Here is a 13,927-nt window from a genome sequence, read left to right as displayed (position 1 = left end):
TCATCTTAAAGCGTCGCCTTTGCGTTAAGGCGGGCCGGGCCCGGTCAGACCACCGGCGCCAGCGCCCGCGCGGGCTGCGTGCGCTCGTAGGCATGGCCCACCCGCAGCAGCGTGCGCTCGTCGAAGGGCCGTCCGAGCAGTTGCAGGCCGATCGGCAGGCCCGCCGCGTCCTGGCCGGCCGGGACGGTCAGGGCGGGCAGGCCGGTGACGTTGGCCGGGGCGCAGAGCCGGACGTAGGCGTCGGCGACGCCCTCGGAGGTGCCGTCCGGCCAGGTGACCGTCTCCTGGCCGGCCCGGACCGCCGTGGTCGGCACCGTCGGGGCGGCGATCACGTCGACCTCCTCCAGGACCCGTGCCCACGCGTCGCGGATCAGCGTCCGGGCCCGCTGGGCGCGCAGGTGGTCGCCCGCGTCGATCAGCTCGCCGGCCTCCAGCAGGACCCGGACGTCCGCCTGGTACAGCTCGGGGACGGTGCGCAGGGTGCGGGCGTGGTAGGCGGAGGCCTCCGGCGCCACCAGGCCCCACAGGGTGGGCAGGAGGTAGCGGGCCAGCGGGACCTCCACCTCGACGGGCCGGGCGCCGAGCGCCTCCAGCCGCGCGACGGCGCGGTCGACGGCGGCCGCCACCTCCGGGTCGACGTGGTCGACGTAGTGGTTGACCGGCACGCCGATCCGCACGCCCGTCAGGTCCGGCTCCCGCTCCGGCCGGTAGTCGACGGCGGGGGCGGCCACCGAGGCGGGGTCGCGCGGGTCGTGCCCGGCGAGGGCGGCCAGGACCAGCGCCGCGTCCTCCACGGTGCGGGTGATCGGGCCGACGTGGTCGAGCGACCAGGACAGCGGGGTGACGCCGTGGCGGGGCACCAGCCCGTAGGTCGGCTTGAGGCCGACCACCCCGTTCAGCGCGGCGGGCACCCGGATGGAGCCGCCGGTGTCGGTGCCGAGGGCGAAGGTCGCCGCCCCGGCGGCCACCGCGACGGCGGACCCGCCGCTGGAGCCTCCGGCGACCCGCTCGCGGTCCCAGGCGTTGGCGGTCTGCGGGGTGGTCAGGCCGTAGGCGAACTCGTGGGTGTGGGTCTTGCCGGCCAGGACCGCGCCGGCGGCCCGCAGCCGGGCGGCGACGGTGCTGTCGGCGGCCGCGCGGTGGCCGTCCCGGACCCGGGAGCTCGCGGTGGTGGGCGATCCGGCGACGTCGATCAGGTCCTTGAGCCCGACCGGGACGCCGTGCAGCGGCCCCCGGTACCGGCCCCGGGCGATCTCCCGCTCGGCCTCGCGTGCCGCGTCCCGGGCCTGTTCGGCGGCGACGGCGACGTACGCGCCGAGGTGCGGCTCGACCCGGTCGATGCGGCCGAGGACGGAGTCGACCAGCTCGACGGGGGACAGCCGCCGCTCCCGGATCCGCGCCGAGGCGGCGGCGATGGTCAGCTCATACGGCTGCATCGGGGCGCCCCCCTTCCGCGCGGAAGGCGGCGGCGGGCGGGGTGTCCCCGAGGTCCAGCTCCCGCAGGACGGCGACGACGGACCGGATGTGCTCGGCGGTGGCCGCCACCGCGGCGTGCCGGTCGGCCGGCAGGTCGAGCCCGGCCCGGGCGGCCCGGCGGGCCGCCTCGGGCGGGGTGAGCTCCGCATTGGACATGGATGCGCTCCTGATCGTGGGCGTGGCGGGGGTGGTGCGAGGCACCACGAGGCACCCCGCCAAAAGCTAAGAGTTTGCGTTAGCGAGACTGTAGGTTCTATGGTCGCGTTAACGCAAACGAATGGCTTTTGCAGCGGAGGAAGCGCCCCATGCCCAACACCCCTACCCCCTCCTGGACGGTCGGCGACCTCACCGTCCACCGCGTCGACGAAGTCCCGCTGCCGCCCGCCACCGGGCCGTGGCTGCTGCCCGACGCCACCCCCGAACTGGTGGCCGGCCAGGACTGGCTGCGCCCCGACTTCGCCGACGCCGACGGCGTGCTGCGCCTGGACAGCCACAGCTTCGCCGTCGTCGTGGACGGGCTGCGCGTCCTCGTCGACACCGGCATCGGCAACGGCAAGCAGCGGGCCAACCCGGCCTGGCACGACCTGCGCACCGACTACCCCGAGCGCCTGGCCGCCGCCGGCTTCCCGCCGGACTCCGTCGACCTGGTGGTCCTCACCCACCTGCACGCCGACCACGTCGGCTGGAACACCCGGCAGGTGGACGGCGCGTGGGAGCCCACCTTCCCCGGCGCGCGCTACCTCACCACCCGCGCCGAGCGGGAGTTCTGGGCCGGGTACCCCATGGACGAGGCGCGCGCGCAGCTGTTCCGCGACTCGGTGCTCCCGGTCGAGCGGGCCGGCCTGCTGGACCTGGTCGACGTCCCGGCCGAGGGCCTGCGGATCGTCCCCGGCCTGCGCCTGCTCCCCACCCCCGGCCACACCCCGGGGCACGTCGCCGTCGAACTGACCAGCCGGGGCCGGACGGCGCTGATCACCGGCGACTGCCTCCACCACCCCGTGCAGCTCGCCCACCCCGCCATCGGCGCCTGCGTCGACATCGACCCCCGGCGGTCCGCCGCCACCCGCCGGGCGCTGCTCGCCTCCCTCGCCGGTACCGACACCCTGCTGCTCGGCACCCACTTCGCCCCGCCCACCGCCGGCCGGGTCCTCGCCGACGGGGAGGCCTACCGGCTGCGGCCCGTGCCCCCGACGGCCGGGGAGAGCGGCCCGCCCGTCGGCGCCGACGGAGCGCGGTGAGTGCGCACCGGGCGGGGCCGCCGAGCCGGCGCGCCGTCGGTTCGCCTCCGCTCGACCCCCTGACCGTCAAGTCGGCCCGTCCGAGCGCCGGTCCGATCGTCTGATGAACCGTAGGCTCGACGGCACCCGCTTCGCCGAACCGGGATCGGTGCCCGCCCTCCCGGGGGCGGGCGGGACGATTGAGACGGCAGGAGGAGTTGAGGACGCTGGGAGCGTTCGTCGAGCCCTTCGGGCAAGGATGGGTCCACTTCACCGACTTCGCCATCGCCCTGGTGCTGGCCAGCGCGATCGGCCTGGAACGGGAGATCAGACAGAAGGCCGCCGGACTGCGCACCTACACCGTCGTCGGCCTCGGGGCGGCACTCTTCACCCTGGTGAGCAAGTACGGCTTCAGCGACGTGGTCCAGTCCGGCGTGGTCACCCTGGACCCGTCCAGGATGGCCGCCCAGATCGTCTCCGGGCTGGGCTTCATCGGCGCTGGGGTGATCTTCGTCCAGCGCGGCTCGATCCGGGGGCTGACCACGGCCGCCACCGTCTGGCTGACCGCCGCGATCGGCACGGCGGCGGCCGCCGGACTGCCGCTGCTCGCCACCGCGGCCACCGCCGCCTACTTCTTCGTCGGCTACGTGCTGCGGCCGCTCACCCACCGGCTGCCGAGGCTGCGCACCCGCCCCGTCAGCTGCCACGTCACCTACACCGAGGGCAACGGCCTGCTGCGGCTGCTGCTCGCCCGGATCACCGCCGCGGGGTTCGCCGTGGCCGAACTGGCGACCGTGGACCGGGCCGGGCCGCCCGACGAGGGCGGCGGCGGCGTCGACGAGCGGATCGCGGAGGTGCACATCACCGTGCACGGCCGCGGGGACCTGTCCGCCCTCACCGCCGAACTGGCCCGCCTCCCGGGCGTCCTGACCTGCGCGGTCAGTCACGCCGAGGACTGAGGCCGGCTCAGTCCGCCGACCCGGCCGGCACCGCCGGCGCCACCGGGGGCGTCCGGACGGCGAGCAGGGCGGTGTCGTCCGTCAACCGGCCGCCGGTGTGCCGGAGGACCTCGGCCGCCACCTCGTCGACCAGGCGCCCGGGGTCGACCGCCCCGGGCCGGGCGGCCAGGCGCTCCAGGTGGTCGCGCAGGGCGAAGAAGGCGCCCGTCCGGTCGCGGGCCTCGGTCACCCCGTCCGAGACGATCAGGACCGTCTCCTCCGGGCCCAGGCTCAGCCGCCGGACCTCCGGCAGCCCGCCGGCCAGCTGGGCCAGCCCGAGCGGTGCGCCGTTGCCCGGCGGCAGCTGGCGCACCCCCGCGGGGCCGAGGACGTGGGGGCTGTCGTGGCCGAAGTTGACCACCTCCACCTCCCCCGGCGCGTCGGCCGGGAACCAGACGACCACCGCCGTGGCGAACCGCTCCTCCTGCTCCCCCAGCCGCTCCGCCAGCAGGTTCTGCCGGTGCAGCCGCTCCTCCAGCCAGGACGCGACGGTGGCCAGGTCCGCCTCGTGGAAGGCGGCCTCCCGGAAGCAGCCCACCAGGGCCGCCGCCGCGGAGACCGCCGGCAGGCCCTTGCCCTGGACGTCGCCGAGGATGACCCGCGCCCCGAACGGGGTGGCCAGCACGTCGTAGAAGTCGCCGCCCACCCGGGCCTCGACGTCCGCGGCCAGGTAGCGCGCCGCCGAGTCCACCCCGCCCCAGCCCGGCGGCACCGGGCGCAGCACCACCTGCCGGGTGGTCTCGGCCGTGCCCTGGAGGTGGTGGACGTAGGCGGCGGCCCGGGCACGGAAGATGCTGATCGGCACCGAGACGGCGGCCCCCGCGATCACCAGCAGGAAGTCCTCGATCCCCTGGGACTTGCTCCAGATGCTGTCCAGGGCCGGGTAGGCGACGACGGCGAGGAGGGCGAACAGCGTGGTGGCCGCCGGCCCGCAGAGCCCGGCGGCCACCACCGGAACCATGGCCAGCCAGCTGACGGACGCGAACGTGACGGGGGTGGCCGCGTCCACGCCCACCACCGCCGCCAGCACCGCCAGCGGCACCAGCCAGGACCGGTGGCCGTACCTGATCAGCACCGGCAGCCGCGGCCCCGGCTCCTCGACGGAACGCGCCCGCAAGCCGTTCCTCCCGTTCTCGCGACGTCCCCCGCTGTTCGGGCGCCCCGCCCCGGCGCGCAGCCGCCCGGCGGAGGTTGCGCCCAAGGTACGGGGCTCGGTCACGGCAGCGGCGGTGCGGCGGCGTGGTGGGTCCGGCGGTCGCACGTTCGGCCCAGTCGGAGCACCGCTCGCGACACCCCGCCCGGGCCCGGCACCGCTCCACCGCGTGCGGCTTTCCGAGTGAGGGGGCAGGGTGGTCCCGTACGGACCTGCCCGAACCACGCGGCGCCACCGGTGACCCGGCGGCCGGCCGAAGGAGGCGCCATGCGCACCCTGAAGATCCCCCGTCGGAGCCTGGCCCTGGCCGCGGCCCTCGCCGCCCTGCCGACCGCCGCGCTCGTCGCCCCGGCCCAGGCCGCGACCGGTGCCCGGACCGCGACCGCCGCCCCGCCGGTGTCCTTCGTGGAGCTCCCCGAGACCGCGCTGCCGCGCGACCACGCGACCCGGCCGATCACCGTCACGTACCGCAACGACTCCTCGGCCGACCGGACGGTGGCCCCGCAGATCCTGGTCGAGTCGCCGGACAACGGGCCCTTCCTCAACCCGGCGAGCATCCGGATCGAGGTGCTCTCCCCCGACGGCCACTGGCGCGCCATTCCGCTCGGCAGCCAGACCGGCACGCTGTACACCCGGCTCGTCCCGGCCAAGACCGTCCTGCACGGCCACCAGACCCTCACCGCGCACTACCGGGTCACCGTGGTCGGGAAGGCACCGCTCCAGGGCACGGTCGAGCCCCGGGTGGCGCTCTACCGCTGAGTCACCGGCCCCCCGAGCCGGTGCCACGGGACACCGGCTGCCCTGGGTCACCGGTGGCTCAGGGCAGCTGCACCGGCGTGAAGGTGCCGGCCGGGGTGCCCGCCAGCGCGCCGTCCATGGCGTCGCGCCAGATCGGGCCGGCCAGGGTGCCGCCGAAGGCCTGGCCGACCACCTGGCCGCCGATCCGCTGGCCGTCCAGCGGCTTGGGGTTGTCGGTGTCGCTGACCACGGTCGCACCCGCCATCTCCGGGGTGTAGCCGACGAACCACACCTGGCGGCTGTCGTTGGTGGTGCCGGTCTTGCCCGCGCTGTCCCGGCCGGTGAGGCCGGCCGTCTGCCCGGTGCCGTCCTCGACCACGCCCTTGAGCATCGCGCTGACCGTGTCGGCGGTGCCGGCCGACATCACCGCCGAGCAGTTCGCCTGCGGCACCGCGAGCGGCTTGCCGTCCGGGCCGGTCACCGAGGCGATGGCGGTCGGCGCGCAGTAGGTGCCGTGGGCGGCGAAGGCCGCGTAGACGGCCGCCATCGTCAGCGGGGTCAGGTCGTTGCTGCCGAGCGTCATCGACGGGACCACCTGGAGCTTCTCGCCGCCCGCCTGCTGGGTGATGCCCAGCTTGTTCGTCATCCGCGCGACGTTGCACAGGCCGGTGTCGGCCTCCAGCTTCGCGAAGTAGGTGTTGACGGACTGCGCCATGGCCGACTTCATGTCGAACCGGCCGGTGAGGCTCTGGCTGTCGTTGTGCACCTGCCCGGAGGACGGGAACCTCCCGCCCGAGCAGTCCGTCATGGCCGGCCACGGGATGCTGTAGTCCGTGGTGTAGGCCTGGTCGGCCGGGATGCCGCTCTCCAGGGCCGCCGCCGCGACGACCGGCTTGAAGGTCGAGCCGGTCGGGAACCCGAGCCCGCCGCCCATGGCCTTGCCGGCGTTGTAGTTGATCTGGGTCTGGTGCTGCTTGCCGTCGACGCCGTACGGGCGGCTCTGGCCCATCGCCAGGATCCTCCCGGTGCCCGGCTGGACGATGCTCATCGCGGTCGCCGCCTGGTCGCCCGCGTCGACGTGGCCGGTGACCGAGGCCTGGAGCGCCGCCTGGGCCTTCGGGTCGAGCGTGGTGCGGATCTGCAGGCCGCCGCGCTTCCAGACCGCCTTCCGCTCGGCGGCCGAGGCGCCGAAGGCCGGGTCGGTGAGCACCGTCTCGCGCACGTAGTCGCAGAAGAAGCCCTCGCCCTGCTTGGCCAGGATGCACCCCTGCTGCGGCGCCTGGACGTTCAGCCCGAGCGGGGCGGCGATCGCCTGCCGAGCCTCCTCCTGGGTGATGTGCCCGTACCCGGCCATCTTGCGCAGCACGGTGTCGCGCCGCTCCTTCGCCGCCGTCGGGTTGACCGTCGGGTCGTAGCCGGTCGGCGACTGCACCAGGCCCGCCAGCAGCGCGGCCTGCGGCAGGGTGAGGTCCGCGGCGTGCACGCCGAAGTAGCGCTGGGAGGCCGCCTCGATGCCGTAGGCCTGCTCGCCGAAGAAGGTGATGTTCAGGTAGTTGGTGAGGATCTGGTCCTTGCTCAGGGTCTCCTCGACCTTGATCGCGTACTTCAGCTCCTGGATCTTGCGGCCGACGGTCTGCCGCTGCGCCTCGGCGACCTTCTGCGGGTCGTCGCCCGCCTCCTCGACGAAGACGTTCTTCACGTACTGCTGGGTGAGGGTGGAGGCGCCCTGGGCGGTGGTGCCCGAGGAGGCGTTCTTGTCCAGGGCGCGCAGCACGCCCTTGAGGTCGATCGCGCCGTGCTCGTAGAAGCGGTTGTCCTCGGTGTCCACCAGCGCGGTCTTCACCAGCGGGGAGATCCGGTCCGCCGGGACGACCGTGCGGTCCCGGTCGTACACGGTGGCGATCGTGCCGCCCTGGGCGTCGAGGATCGTCGTGGCCTGGGACAGCGGAGGGGTCTTGAAGTCGTCGGGCAGGCTCTGGAAGTCGTCCGCCGCCGACTGCGCGCCGAGCCCGACCGCCGCCACCGCGGGCAGCACCATCCCCGCCGCCACCACCCCGGCGACCACGCTGACCGCGACCAGCCGCGTCCCGTGTCCCAGCTTCCGTATGCCCGCCACCACCCGCAGTTCCGCCATGACGCGTGACCGTACGCGGCGCAGATGAGGAACTCCTTGGAAGCCCGGCCCGCCGCCGGGCGCGGACGGCGCACCCGGCGGCAGGCCCGTGGGGCGGGGTCAGCAGGCCTTGACGTACCAGACCGGGCCCCAGTCTGCGGTGGGGTCGCCGTAGGGGGCGCCGGGCGTGGTGTAGACGAGGTTCTTGGACTTGCCGTACATCTTCGCCTTGAGGCCGGTGGACTGGTTGTTGTACCAGGACCCGCCGCTGTTCAGGCCGTCGGGGATCTCCTGGAGGATGCCGCAGTCGCTGAAGCGGAACATGAGGTGCTGGTAGTTGCTGTACTTGTAGCCGCAGATGTAGCCCTTGGGGCAGTCGGCCGGGGCCGCCGAGACGGCCGGCTGGGCGTTCGCCACGGGGGCGAGGAGCGTGGCGGCGGCGGCGAATCCGGCCGCGAGGACGATGCCGGCCTTGTGGACGAAGCGCATGGGGGACCTCCTGGGAGCAGTGACGTCGTGGTGCGGGCCGCCGGGTCCGGCGCCCGCACCTCAGTCTCGGAGTCCGGGGCACCGCCGCTCGACGTGTTTCGGCCTGGCCCGAATCACGGACGCACCGCTCAACTCCCGTACGAACCGGGCACATCGGGAACGCCGGGCCCGTCGCCGAGCAGTCCGAGGCCGAGGGCGGTCGGGCTGTGCAGCGCGGTGTTGCGGTACCGGGAGGTGCCGATCAGCCTGGCCTCGCGCAGCACGGTGGCGTGCTCGCTGGCGCTGGAGGGGGTGATCCCGGCGAGGGCGGCGAGCTCCTTCGTCGAGCAGCCCGGGTGGTCGGCGACCACCCGCAGCACGGCGGCCCGGGTGCGCCCGAGCAGGGCGGTCACGGTGGGCCCCGACCCCGCCGGGGCCGGGTCGGGGCCGAGCAGGTCCGGCCAGCCCGCGGGGCGGCCGTCGTCGATCGGGAAGGTGACCGCGGGCTGGGGCAGGCCGTGGGAGTCGTCGCTGACCATGGCCCGCTTGGCGAACACCGAGGGGGCCAGCAGGACGCCCTGCCCCTGGAGCCGCAGGTCGTGGTCGACCCTGCTGCGGACCTCCAGCACCGGCGGCCTCCAGCGCATCCACCGGGGGCTGGCGCCGGCGAGCAGGAGCTCGACGCCCCCGCCGAGGAACTGGCGCATCCGCACCGCCCGGTCCGCGGCGTAGCAGTCGGTGATCCTCGACCAGTAGCGGCCGACCAGGTGCTCGTAGAGGAGGCCGAGGCTCTGGGCGAGTTCCTCGCGCAGCGCGCCGTCCTCGGCCAGGCGGCGGGCCCACCCGGGGACGGGCTGGTGCTCGGCGATCGCGGCCAGCTCCGCCGCGACGAGCCGGCCCGGGGTCGCCCGTACCCGCTCCAGCAGCTCCTCCGGCCGGCCTGCCACCGCGGGCATCAGGAAGGTCGGCCCCCAGCCGTCCGCCGGTGCCAGGGAGAGCGCCATCCGGGCCCGCTCGGGCAGCCGCCCCAGGACGCTCCGCCGCCACGGGTCCAGCCGCGCCGCGCGGCTCCGGTCCTGTAGGGCCCGCGCCGCGGCCAGGAGTTCGGCGAACGGCATCGGACCCGCCGGCCGGGTCCTGGCCAGGTCCTGGGAGGTGAAGTGGATCCGGTAGACCATGGGTTCCCTCCGGTGGCGGGCGACGGGGTCAGGTGCGTTTGAAGAACTCCACCTCCGCGAGCGCGATGGCGCGGCCGGGGCCGGTCCCGGCGGCCTCCCGGACGGTGAGCTTCACCTGGGTGACGTCGCTGATCCCGGTCTGGACGGTCTGCGGGCCCGGCTGGTCGTTGAGCGGGACCTGCTGGGTGTGGACCTCGCCGTCCTTCCCGGTGACCTCCAGGGTGAGGACGACGGGGCGGGCCTGCTGCTGGAACTGCTGGGGGTCCGGGGAGGCCCCGGTGTGGACGATCAGGTCCACCAGCCGGAACGGGCCGCGGAAGGAGAAGGTGACGGAGTCCCCGATCGCGGGCGCGCCCCAGTAGGTGTTGCTGAGGCCGTCGTCGGCCAGGGTGGCCGGGTGGCCCTCGACGGCGGCGCTCGCCGAGGTGGCGGCGGGGGCGATCGGCGCGGTGCCGCGGACCTTGTCCAGGACGTCCTGGAAGACCCGCTGACCGGCCGGGAAGAGCAGGACCCCGGCCACGACCACCGCGACGAGCGCGAGCAGGGCGATGGTGCGGCGCAGCGCGTTGCCCGAGCCGCCGATCCGCACCCGGCGCCGGAACGGCCAGCGGGTGCGCCACCAGGGCAGTTCGGGGACGGCTTCGGTGGGGGTCAGCGGTGCGGCGCAGCGGCGGCAGAACTTCCGCCCGGGCAGGTTGGGCGTGCCGCAGCTGGGGCAGGGCGGGCCGTCCTGGGTCTCGACGGCCTCGGTCGCCCGGCTGACGGGGCGGGGCGCGACCGGCTTGGCGGGCTGGACGGCCACCGGGTCGGCCGGGGCTGCGGGGGGCTGCGCACCGGGGACCTGCGCTGCGGGGTCGGGGGCCGGGGTCCGCACGGGGGCCGGGCGTACGGGGGTCGGCCGTACGGGGGCGGTCGCGGGGCGCGGGGGGTCGGCGGCGGCCGGGGGTTCGGCGGCCGGGGCCGGGGCAGGCGGTCGCGATGCTTCGACCCGCTCCTTCGCCTCCTGCTTCGCCTCGCCGTCCTTGGCTTCCGGTTCGGCGCGCGCCGTCCGGCGCGAGGCGCTTCGCCGTACGGGTTCGGCGGGAGCGGGGGTGGGCGTGGGCGTAGGAGCAGGCGCGGAGGCGGGCGTCGGCTCAGGCGTCGGCGCAGGCGTCGGCTTCGGCGCGGGGGCCGGCACCGGCTCGGCCTGCGCGGGCGCGGGCACGGCCGACGCGGCACCGGCGGTGCGCGACCAGCCGAGGTAGGCGCCGCAGTTGCCGCAGAAGTCGTCCCCCTCCCCGTTGGCCGTTCCGCATTCGGGGCACACCGGCATTCGTCAGCCCTCCGCTCGCCCGGGTGGGCCGGGCAGGATCTCCACCCGGCAGGTCAGATGGACCGGACAGCCGGCCCTGACGACGGACCGCACCTGGTCCTCGTCCGGTTCCGCTCCGCGCAGCGGCCAGACCCGGACCAGCAGCTCGCCGCTCGGCGCGGGCGGCAGCGGGGCGTCCGGGTCGGCGGACCAGGAGGCGCCGCCGCCGTCCACGATCTCGGCGCCGACGCCGAGCACCAGCCGCAGCCGTTCGGTGAGGCCGCGCCGGGTGCCGCGCCAGCGGTGCAGTTCCACCGCGCGCCCGACCACGGCGCGGCGCACCTCGACCGGCCAGGCCGGGTCGACCTCGACCGCGACCCAGGAGGCCAGCCAGTCGAGGAAGTCGGCGGGCGCGAGGCCGGGTCGGAAGTAGGCGGGCAGGTTGTCCAGGGTGGCGAAGACCGGGGCGAGGACGGTGTCCAGGCCGGCCGTGAACCGCTGGGCGAAGTCGTCCTCGGCGAACAGCGCGGGCAGCAGTTCGCCGATCGGGTGCGGGCTGGGCAGCCCGGGGACGGCGGCTCTGGTCATGACCGCCCGTCCTCGGCCTGCGCGGTGACCACGACCTGGTGCTGGTGGGAGAAGACCAGGGCGTCCGGCGGGACCTCGACCCGCTCGGTCGGCGCGCCCCGGCGGCCGGTGATCGGGTCGGCCGGGAACAGCCGCAGTTCGTCGACGCCCGCGACGGCGGCCACCCGCTGGAGCACCGCGAACACCTCCCCGTACTGCACCGCCCGGCCGAACGGCCAGCCCGTGCCGTCGGCGCCGCCGCGCAGCGGGTTGAGGTACCGGTAGAGCGCGGCGAGCACCTCCTCGCGGACCCGGTCGGGGTCGGCGGCGCGGGTGGTGAGCCGGGCGACCACCGTCACGCCCTGGTAGGCGGGCGGCTGGACGACCAGCCGGGTGCCGATCAGCCGCCGCTCGTCGAGGGCGGTCGCGACGGAGGCCAGCACCTGGTCGTCGGGGATCAGCTGCTCGAAGCGCAGCCGGTCGCCCTCGTCCGCGACGGCGTCGGGGACGACCAGCACCCGCACCGCGCCCGCCTCCCCGCCGGTGGCGGGCACGCAGCTGATCCGGGCGGCGGACGGCGCGGCCTGCCGGGCGATCAGCTCGAAGTCCCCGGCGGTGACGGCACGTTCCTGCAGGCGCAGCTGGTGCGGGGCGCGGGCCTTGGCGTTCTCGACGGTCTCGCCGTCGACCCCGCCGCGGGCCGCCTCCCGGTTGTCGACCCGGGCGATGTACGGGACGGAGCTGCGCAGCACCGTGATGGTGCCGCGGGCGACGTTGCCCGCGATCCCGCCGCCGGTGCGGTAGCGCGGGACGCGCAGGTGGGCGCCCTTGGGCGGGACGGCGCCGAAGGCGCGCAGGCTGCCGTCCGGTTCGCGGACCGCGGGCGGGAAGAGGAACTCGCCGGTGGTGGCGTCCAGCACCACGTGCCGGTCGGTGGGCGAGGACTCGCCGAAGTGCTCGACGACCGTCCACCGTTCCCAGCCCTCGCCGGCCGCGACCTCGACCACCGGGGGCTCGCCGTCGAGCAGCACCGGGGGCCGGGCGAGCCGGAAGCGCTGGCCCGCGACGCCCTCCGAGGTGCCGAGCGGCGCGTCGGTGACGGTCTGCGCGTGGACGGCGGTGGCGGTGCCGCCGACGGTGAACACCTCGGCCCGGCGGATGGTGGGCGACTCGGAGTAGAACGGCTGGCCCGGCTGCGGCTCGGTGACCCGGCAGCGCAGCCAGCCGGCCCGCCGTCCGGCGACCACCGAGGCGGTGTGCCCGGCGGGCACGAAGACGACCACCTCGCCGGGCCGGTTGAGGCCGCCGGTGGTGTCGCTGCCGGTCTCGCAGGCGATCCAGCGCGCGCCGTCCCAGACCTCCCAGGCCAGCGGCGGCTGGCGCGGGTCGACGCCGACGCCCTCGACCCGGCTGTCCAGCCGGACGACCAGGATGCAGCGCGGCACCACGGCCGGCAGGGCGAAGAGCATGGCGTCCCCGGCCACCGGGCGCTGCTGGAAGCACCGGACGTCCGCGCCGTCGGCCAGTCGGGCCGTGCCGTCGGACTGCTCGCCGGAGGCGGAGACGGTGACCAGCCGCTCCAGCGAGCTGGGGACGATCGGCAGGTCCTCGGCGGTGGAGAGGACGACCGCCTCGTCGGTCTCGGTGCGCAGCGTGGAGACCTCGGTGCCGGCCCGCAGCAGGACGGTCTCGGTCTGCGGGGCGGAGAGCCAGAAGTCGACCTCGGCCCGGGCGGCGGCCGGCGGGAAGAGCCGGATGCCGAGCAGGTCGAGGAAGGCGGCGTAGTTCTTCTCCGGCACCCGGTTCAGCCGGTAGAGCAGCTGGTCCACCAGGTAGGCGAAGGTCTCGATCAGGGTGACGCCCGGGTCGGAGACGTTGTGGTCGGTCCACTCGGGGGCGCGCTGCTGGACGTACCGCTTGGCCTCGTCGACGAGTTGCTGGAAGCGGCGGTCGTCCAGGTTCGGGGAGGGCAGGGCCATCAGTTCGCAGACCCCTCGGCCGAGTTCGGGTGTTCCGGGATGGTGTAGAAGGGGAAGACCAGGTTGCGGCGGTCGTTGGTGGCCCGCACGGTGTAGTGGACGTCGATGTAGAGGGTGCCCTCCTCGACGCTGTCGAAGGCGATCACCACGTCGTCCACCTCGATCCTCGGTTCCCAGCGCTCCAGCGCGATGCGCACCTCGCGGGCGATCCGCCCGGCGGTGGTGCTGTCGCCGGTGGCGAAGACGTACTCGTGGATGCCGCAGCCGAACTCGGGGCGCATCGGCCGCTCGCCGGGGGCGGTGCCGAGGATCAGCCGGATCGCCTCCGCGAGTTCGCGGTCGCGCTCCACCAGGGCGATGCCCCCGGTGGCGTTGACGCGCAGCGGGAAGGCCCAGCCGCGGCCGATGAAGCTGCCCGTCATACGGCACCGCCGATCAGCACGTTGAACGCGCCGACGGTGACGGTGGCGCCGCAGGTGGTCTTGTCCCCCACGCGCGCCGCGGGCAGGCCGCCGATCAGCACCACTCCCCCGGCGAGCGCGCCCGGGGAGGGCAGCACCACGTCGCCGGGGCCCAGCGCCAGGTGCGGGGGGACGACGCAGGCGTGGACGGTGCCGACGACGGCGGCGGGGCGGCCGCCGATCAGCACGGTCGCCACCTTGAGGGCGCCCGGCGGCGGGGTGGTGAGGGCGCCGCCGTGATCGGTCAGGTCGCCGGTCCGGGCTGCGGGGGGCATGTGCGGTCTCCGT

At 75.4% G+C, this 13,927-nt stretch carries 14 protein-coding genes; 3 read left to right on the top strand and 11 right to left on the bottom strand.

Annotated features, from left to right (window positions below):
* Nucleotides 1-44: 44 nt before the first annotated feature.
* Both ACFCY1_RS01485 and ACFCY1_RS01480 read right to left on the bottom strand, forming a co-directional pair.
* On the bottom strand, nt 45-1,436 hold the full coding sequence (locus ACFCY1_RS01485) for an amidase (RefSeq protein WP_375873123.1): 1,392 nt from the start codon (nt 1,434-1,436) through the stop codon (nt 45-47).
* Nucleotides 1,423-1,632 (bottom strand): hypothetical protein, encoded by a 210-nt coding sequence (locus ACFCY1_RS01480; protein ID WP_375873122.1) that lies wholly within the window; start codon nt 1,630-1,632, stop codon nt 1,423-1,425. The genes ACFCY1_RS01485 and ACFCY1_RS01480 overlap by 14 nt, the downstream gene beginning before the upstream one ends.
* A 149-nt stretch (nt 1,633-1,781) precedes the next feature.
* Between ACFCY1_RS01480 and ACFCY1_RS01475 the strand changes: the two genes are divergently transcribed.
* On the top strand, nt 1,782-2,714 hold the full coding sequence (locus tag ACFCY1_RS01475) for an MBL fold metallo-hydrolase (RefSeq protein ID WP_375873121.1): 933 nt from the start codon (nt 1,782-1,784) through the stop codon (nt 2,712-2,714).
* A 197-nt stretch (nt 2,715-2,911) separates the two neighbouring features.
* A complete protein-coding gene (locus tag ACFCY1_RS01470; protein WP_375873120.1) occupies nt 2,912-3,652 on the top strand; it encodes an MgtC/SapB family protein in 741 nt (246 codons plus the stop codon).
* Between the two features lie 7 nt (nt 3,653-3,659).
* Here ACFCY1_RS01470 and ACFCY1_RS01465 read toward each other — a convergent pair whose 3' ends face one another.
* Nucleotides 3,660-4,808: a PP2C family protein-serine/threonine phosphatase gene (locus ACFCY1_RS01465; protein WP_117485875.1), complete on the bottom strand. Its 1,149-nt coding sequence runs from the start codon at nt 4,806-4,808 to the stop codon at nt 3,660-3,662.
* Between the two features lie 303 nt (nt 4,809-5,111).
* On the opposite strand from ACFCY1_RS01465, the gene ACFCY1_RS01460 reads away from it, so the two are divergent.
* Nucleotides 5,112-5,603 carry a signal peptide protein gene (locus ACFCY1_RS01460; RefSeq protein WP_375873119.1) on the top strand — a complete coding sequence of 164 codons (492 nt, stop codon included), beginning with the start codon at nt 5,112-5,114 and terminating at the stop codon, nt 5,601-5,603.
* 58 nt (nt 5,604-5,661) lie between these two features.
* Here the strand turns inward: ACFCY1_RS01460 and ACFCY1_RS01455 are convergent, their stop codons facing one another.
* The 8 genes from ACFCY1_RS01455 to ACFCY1_RS01420 all read right to left on the bottom strand — a co-directional run bounded on the left by ACFCY1_RS01455 (nt 5,662) and on the right by ACFCY1_RS01420 (nt 13,914).
* Nucleotides 5,662-7,716: a transglycosylase domain-containing protein gene (locus ACFCY1_RS01455; protein ID WP_375873118.1), complete on the bottom strand. Its 2,055-nt coding sequence runs from the start codon at nt 7,714-7,716 to the stop codon at nt 5,662-5,664.
* A 99-nt stretch (nt 7,717-7,815) separates the two neighbouring features.
* Nucleotides 7,816-8,184, bottom strand: a complete 369-nt coding sequence (locus tag ACFCY1_RS01450) for a hypothetical protein (protein WP_117485879.1) — start codon at nt 8,182-8,184, stop codon at nt 7,816-7,818.
* A 128-nt stretch (nt 8,185-8,312) separates the two neighbouring features.
* The gene (locus ACFCY1_RS01445) at nt 8,313-9,341 is read right to left on the bottom strand and encodes a winged helix-turn-helix domain-containing protein (protein WP_375873117.1); all 1,029 of its coding nucleotides are present in this window, start codon (nt 9,339-9,341) and stop codon (nt 8,313-8,315) included.
* Nucleotides 9,342-9,369: 28 nt separating this feature from the next.
* Nucleotides 9,370-10,653: a zinc-ribbon domain-containing protein gene (locus ACFCY1_RS01440; RefSeq protein ID WP_375873116.1), complete on the bottom strand. Its 1,284-nt coding sequence runs from the start codon at nt 10,651-10,653 to the stop codon at nt 9,370-9,372.
* 3 nt (nt 10,654-10,656) lie between these two features.
* Entirely contained in the window at nt 10,657-11,220 is a 564-nt protein-coding gene (locus ACFCY1_RS01435; RefSeq protein WP_375873115.1) for a phage tail protein, read from the bottom strand.
* Complete coding sequence (locus tag ACFCY1_RS01430) at nt 11,217-13,178, bottom strand: putative baseplate assembly protein (protein WP_375873114.1); 1,962 nt, start codon at nt 13,176-13,178, stop codon at nt 11,217-11,219. The genes ACFCY1_RS01435 and ACFCY1_RS01430 overlap by 4 nt, the downstream gene beginning before the upstream one ends.
* Nucleotides 13,178-13,600 (bottom strand): GPW/gp25 family protein, encoded by a 423-nt coding sequence (locus ACFCY1_RS01425; RefSeq protein WP_049657621.1) that lies wholly within the window; start codon nt 13,598-13,600, stop codon nt 13,178-13,180. The genes ACFCY1_RS01430 and ACFCY1_RS01425 overlap by 1 nt, the downstream gene beginning before the upstream one ends.
* Entirely contained in the window at nt 13,597-13,914 is a 318-nt protein-coding gene (locus ACFCY1_RS01420; RefSeq protein WP_049657623.1) for a PAAR domain-containing protein, read from the bottom strand. Before ACFCY1_RS01420 ends, ACFCY1_RS01425 begins: the two co-directional genes overlap by 4 nt.
* Nucleotides 13,915-13,927 lie beyond the last annotated feature (13 nt).

It is taken from the genome of Kitasatospora sp. NPDC056273 (genome assembly GCF_042268845.1).
Lineage (GTDB): Bacteria > Actinomycetota > Actinomycetes > Streptomycetales > Streptomycetaceae > Kitasatospora.
Note: the sequence above shows the minus strand (reverse complement) of the source record. Positions and strands in the feature narration are given on the sequence as shown.

Bases quoted from the DNA above. Each gene is read 5' to 3' on its own strand.
- ACFCY1_RS01460 (WP_375873119.1), top strand. From the start codon at position 5,112: ATGCGCACCCTGAAGATCCCCCGTCGGAGCCTGGCCCTGGCCGCGGCC.
- ACFCY1_RS01425 (WP_049657621.1), bottom strand. From the start codon at position 13,600: ATGACGGGCAGCTTCATCGGCCGCGGCTGGGCCTTCCCGCTGCGCGTC.
- ACFCY1_RS01455 (WP_375873118.1), bottom strand. From the start codon at position 7,716: ATGGCGGAACTGCGGGTGGTGGCGGGCATACGGAAGCTGGGACACGGG.
- ACFCY1_RS01435 (WP_375873115.1), bottom strand. From the start codon at position 11,220: ATGACCAGAGCCGCCGTCCCCGGGCTGCCCAGCCCGCACCCGATCGGC.
- ACFCY1_RS01475 (WP_375873121.1), top strand. From the start codon at position 1,782: ATGCCCAACACCCCTACCCCCTCCTGGACGGTCGGCGACCTCACCGTC.
- ACFCY1_RS01445 (WP_375873117.1), bottom strand. From the start codon at position 9,341: ATGGTCTACCGGATCCACTTCACCTCCCAGGACCTGGCCAGGACCCGG.
- ACFCY1_RS01480 (WP_375873122.1), bottom strand. From the start codon at position 1,632: ATGTCCAATGCGGAGCTCACCCCGCCCGAGGCGGCCCGCCGGGCCGCC.
- ACFCY1_RS01485 (WP_375873123.1), bottom strand. From the start codon at position 1,436: ATGCAGCCGTATGAGCTGACCATCGCCGCCGCCTCGGCGCGGATCCGG.
- ACFCY1_RS01420 (WP_049657623.1), bottom strand. From the start codon at position 13,914: ATGCCCCCCGCAGCCCGGACCGGCGACCTGACCGATCACGGCGGCGCC.
- ACFCY1_RS01440 (WP_375873116.1), bottom strand. From the start codon at position 10,653: ATGCCGGTGTGCCCCGAATGCGGAACGGCCAACGGGGAGGGGGACGAC.
- ACFCY1_RS01430 (WP_375873114.1), bottom strand. From the start codon at position 13,178: ATGGCCCTGCCCTCCCCGAACCTGGACGACCGCCGCTTCCAGCAACTC.
- ACFCY1_RS01450 (WP_117485879.1), bottom strand. From the start codon at position 8,184: ATGCGCTTCGTCCACAAGGCCGGCATCGTCCTCGCGGCCGGATTCGCC.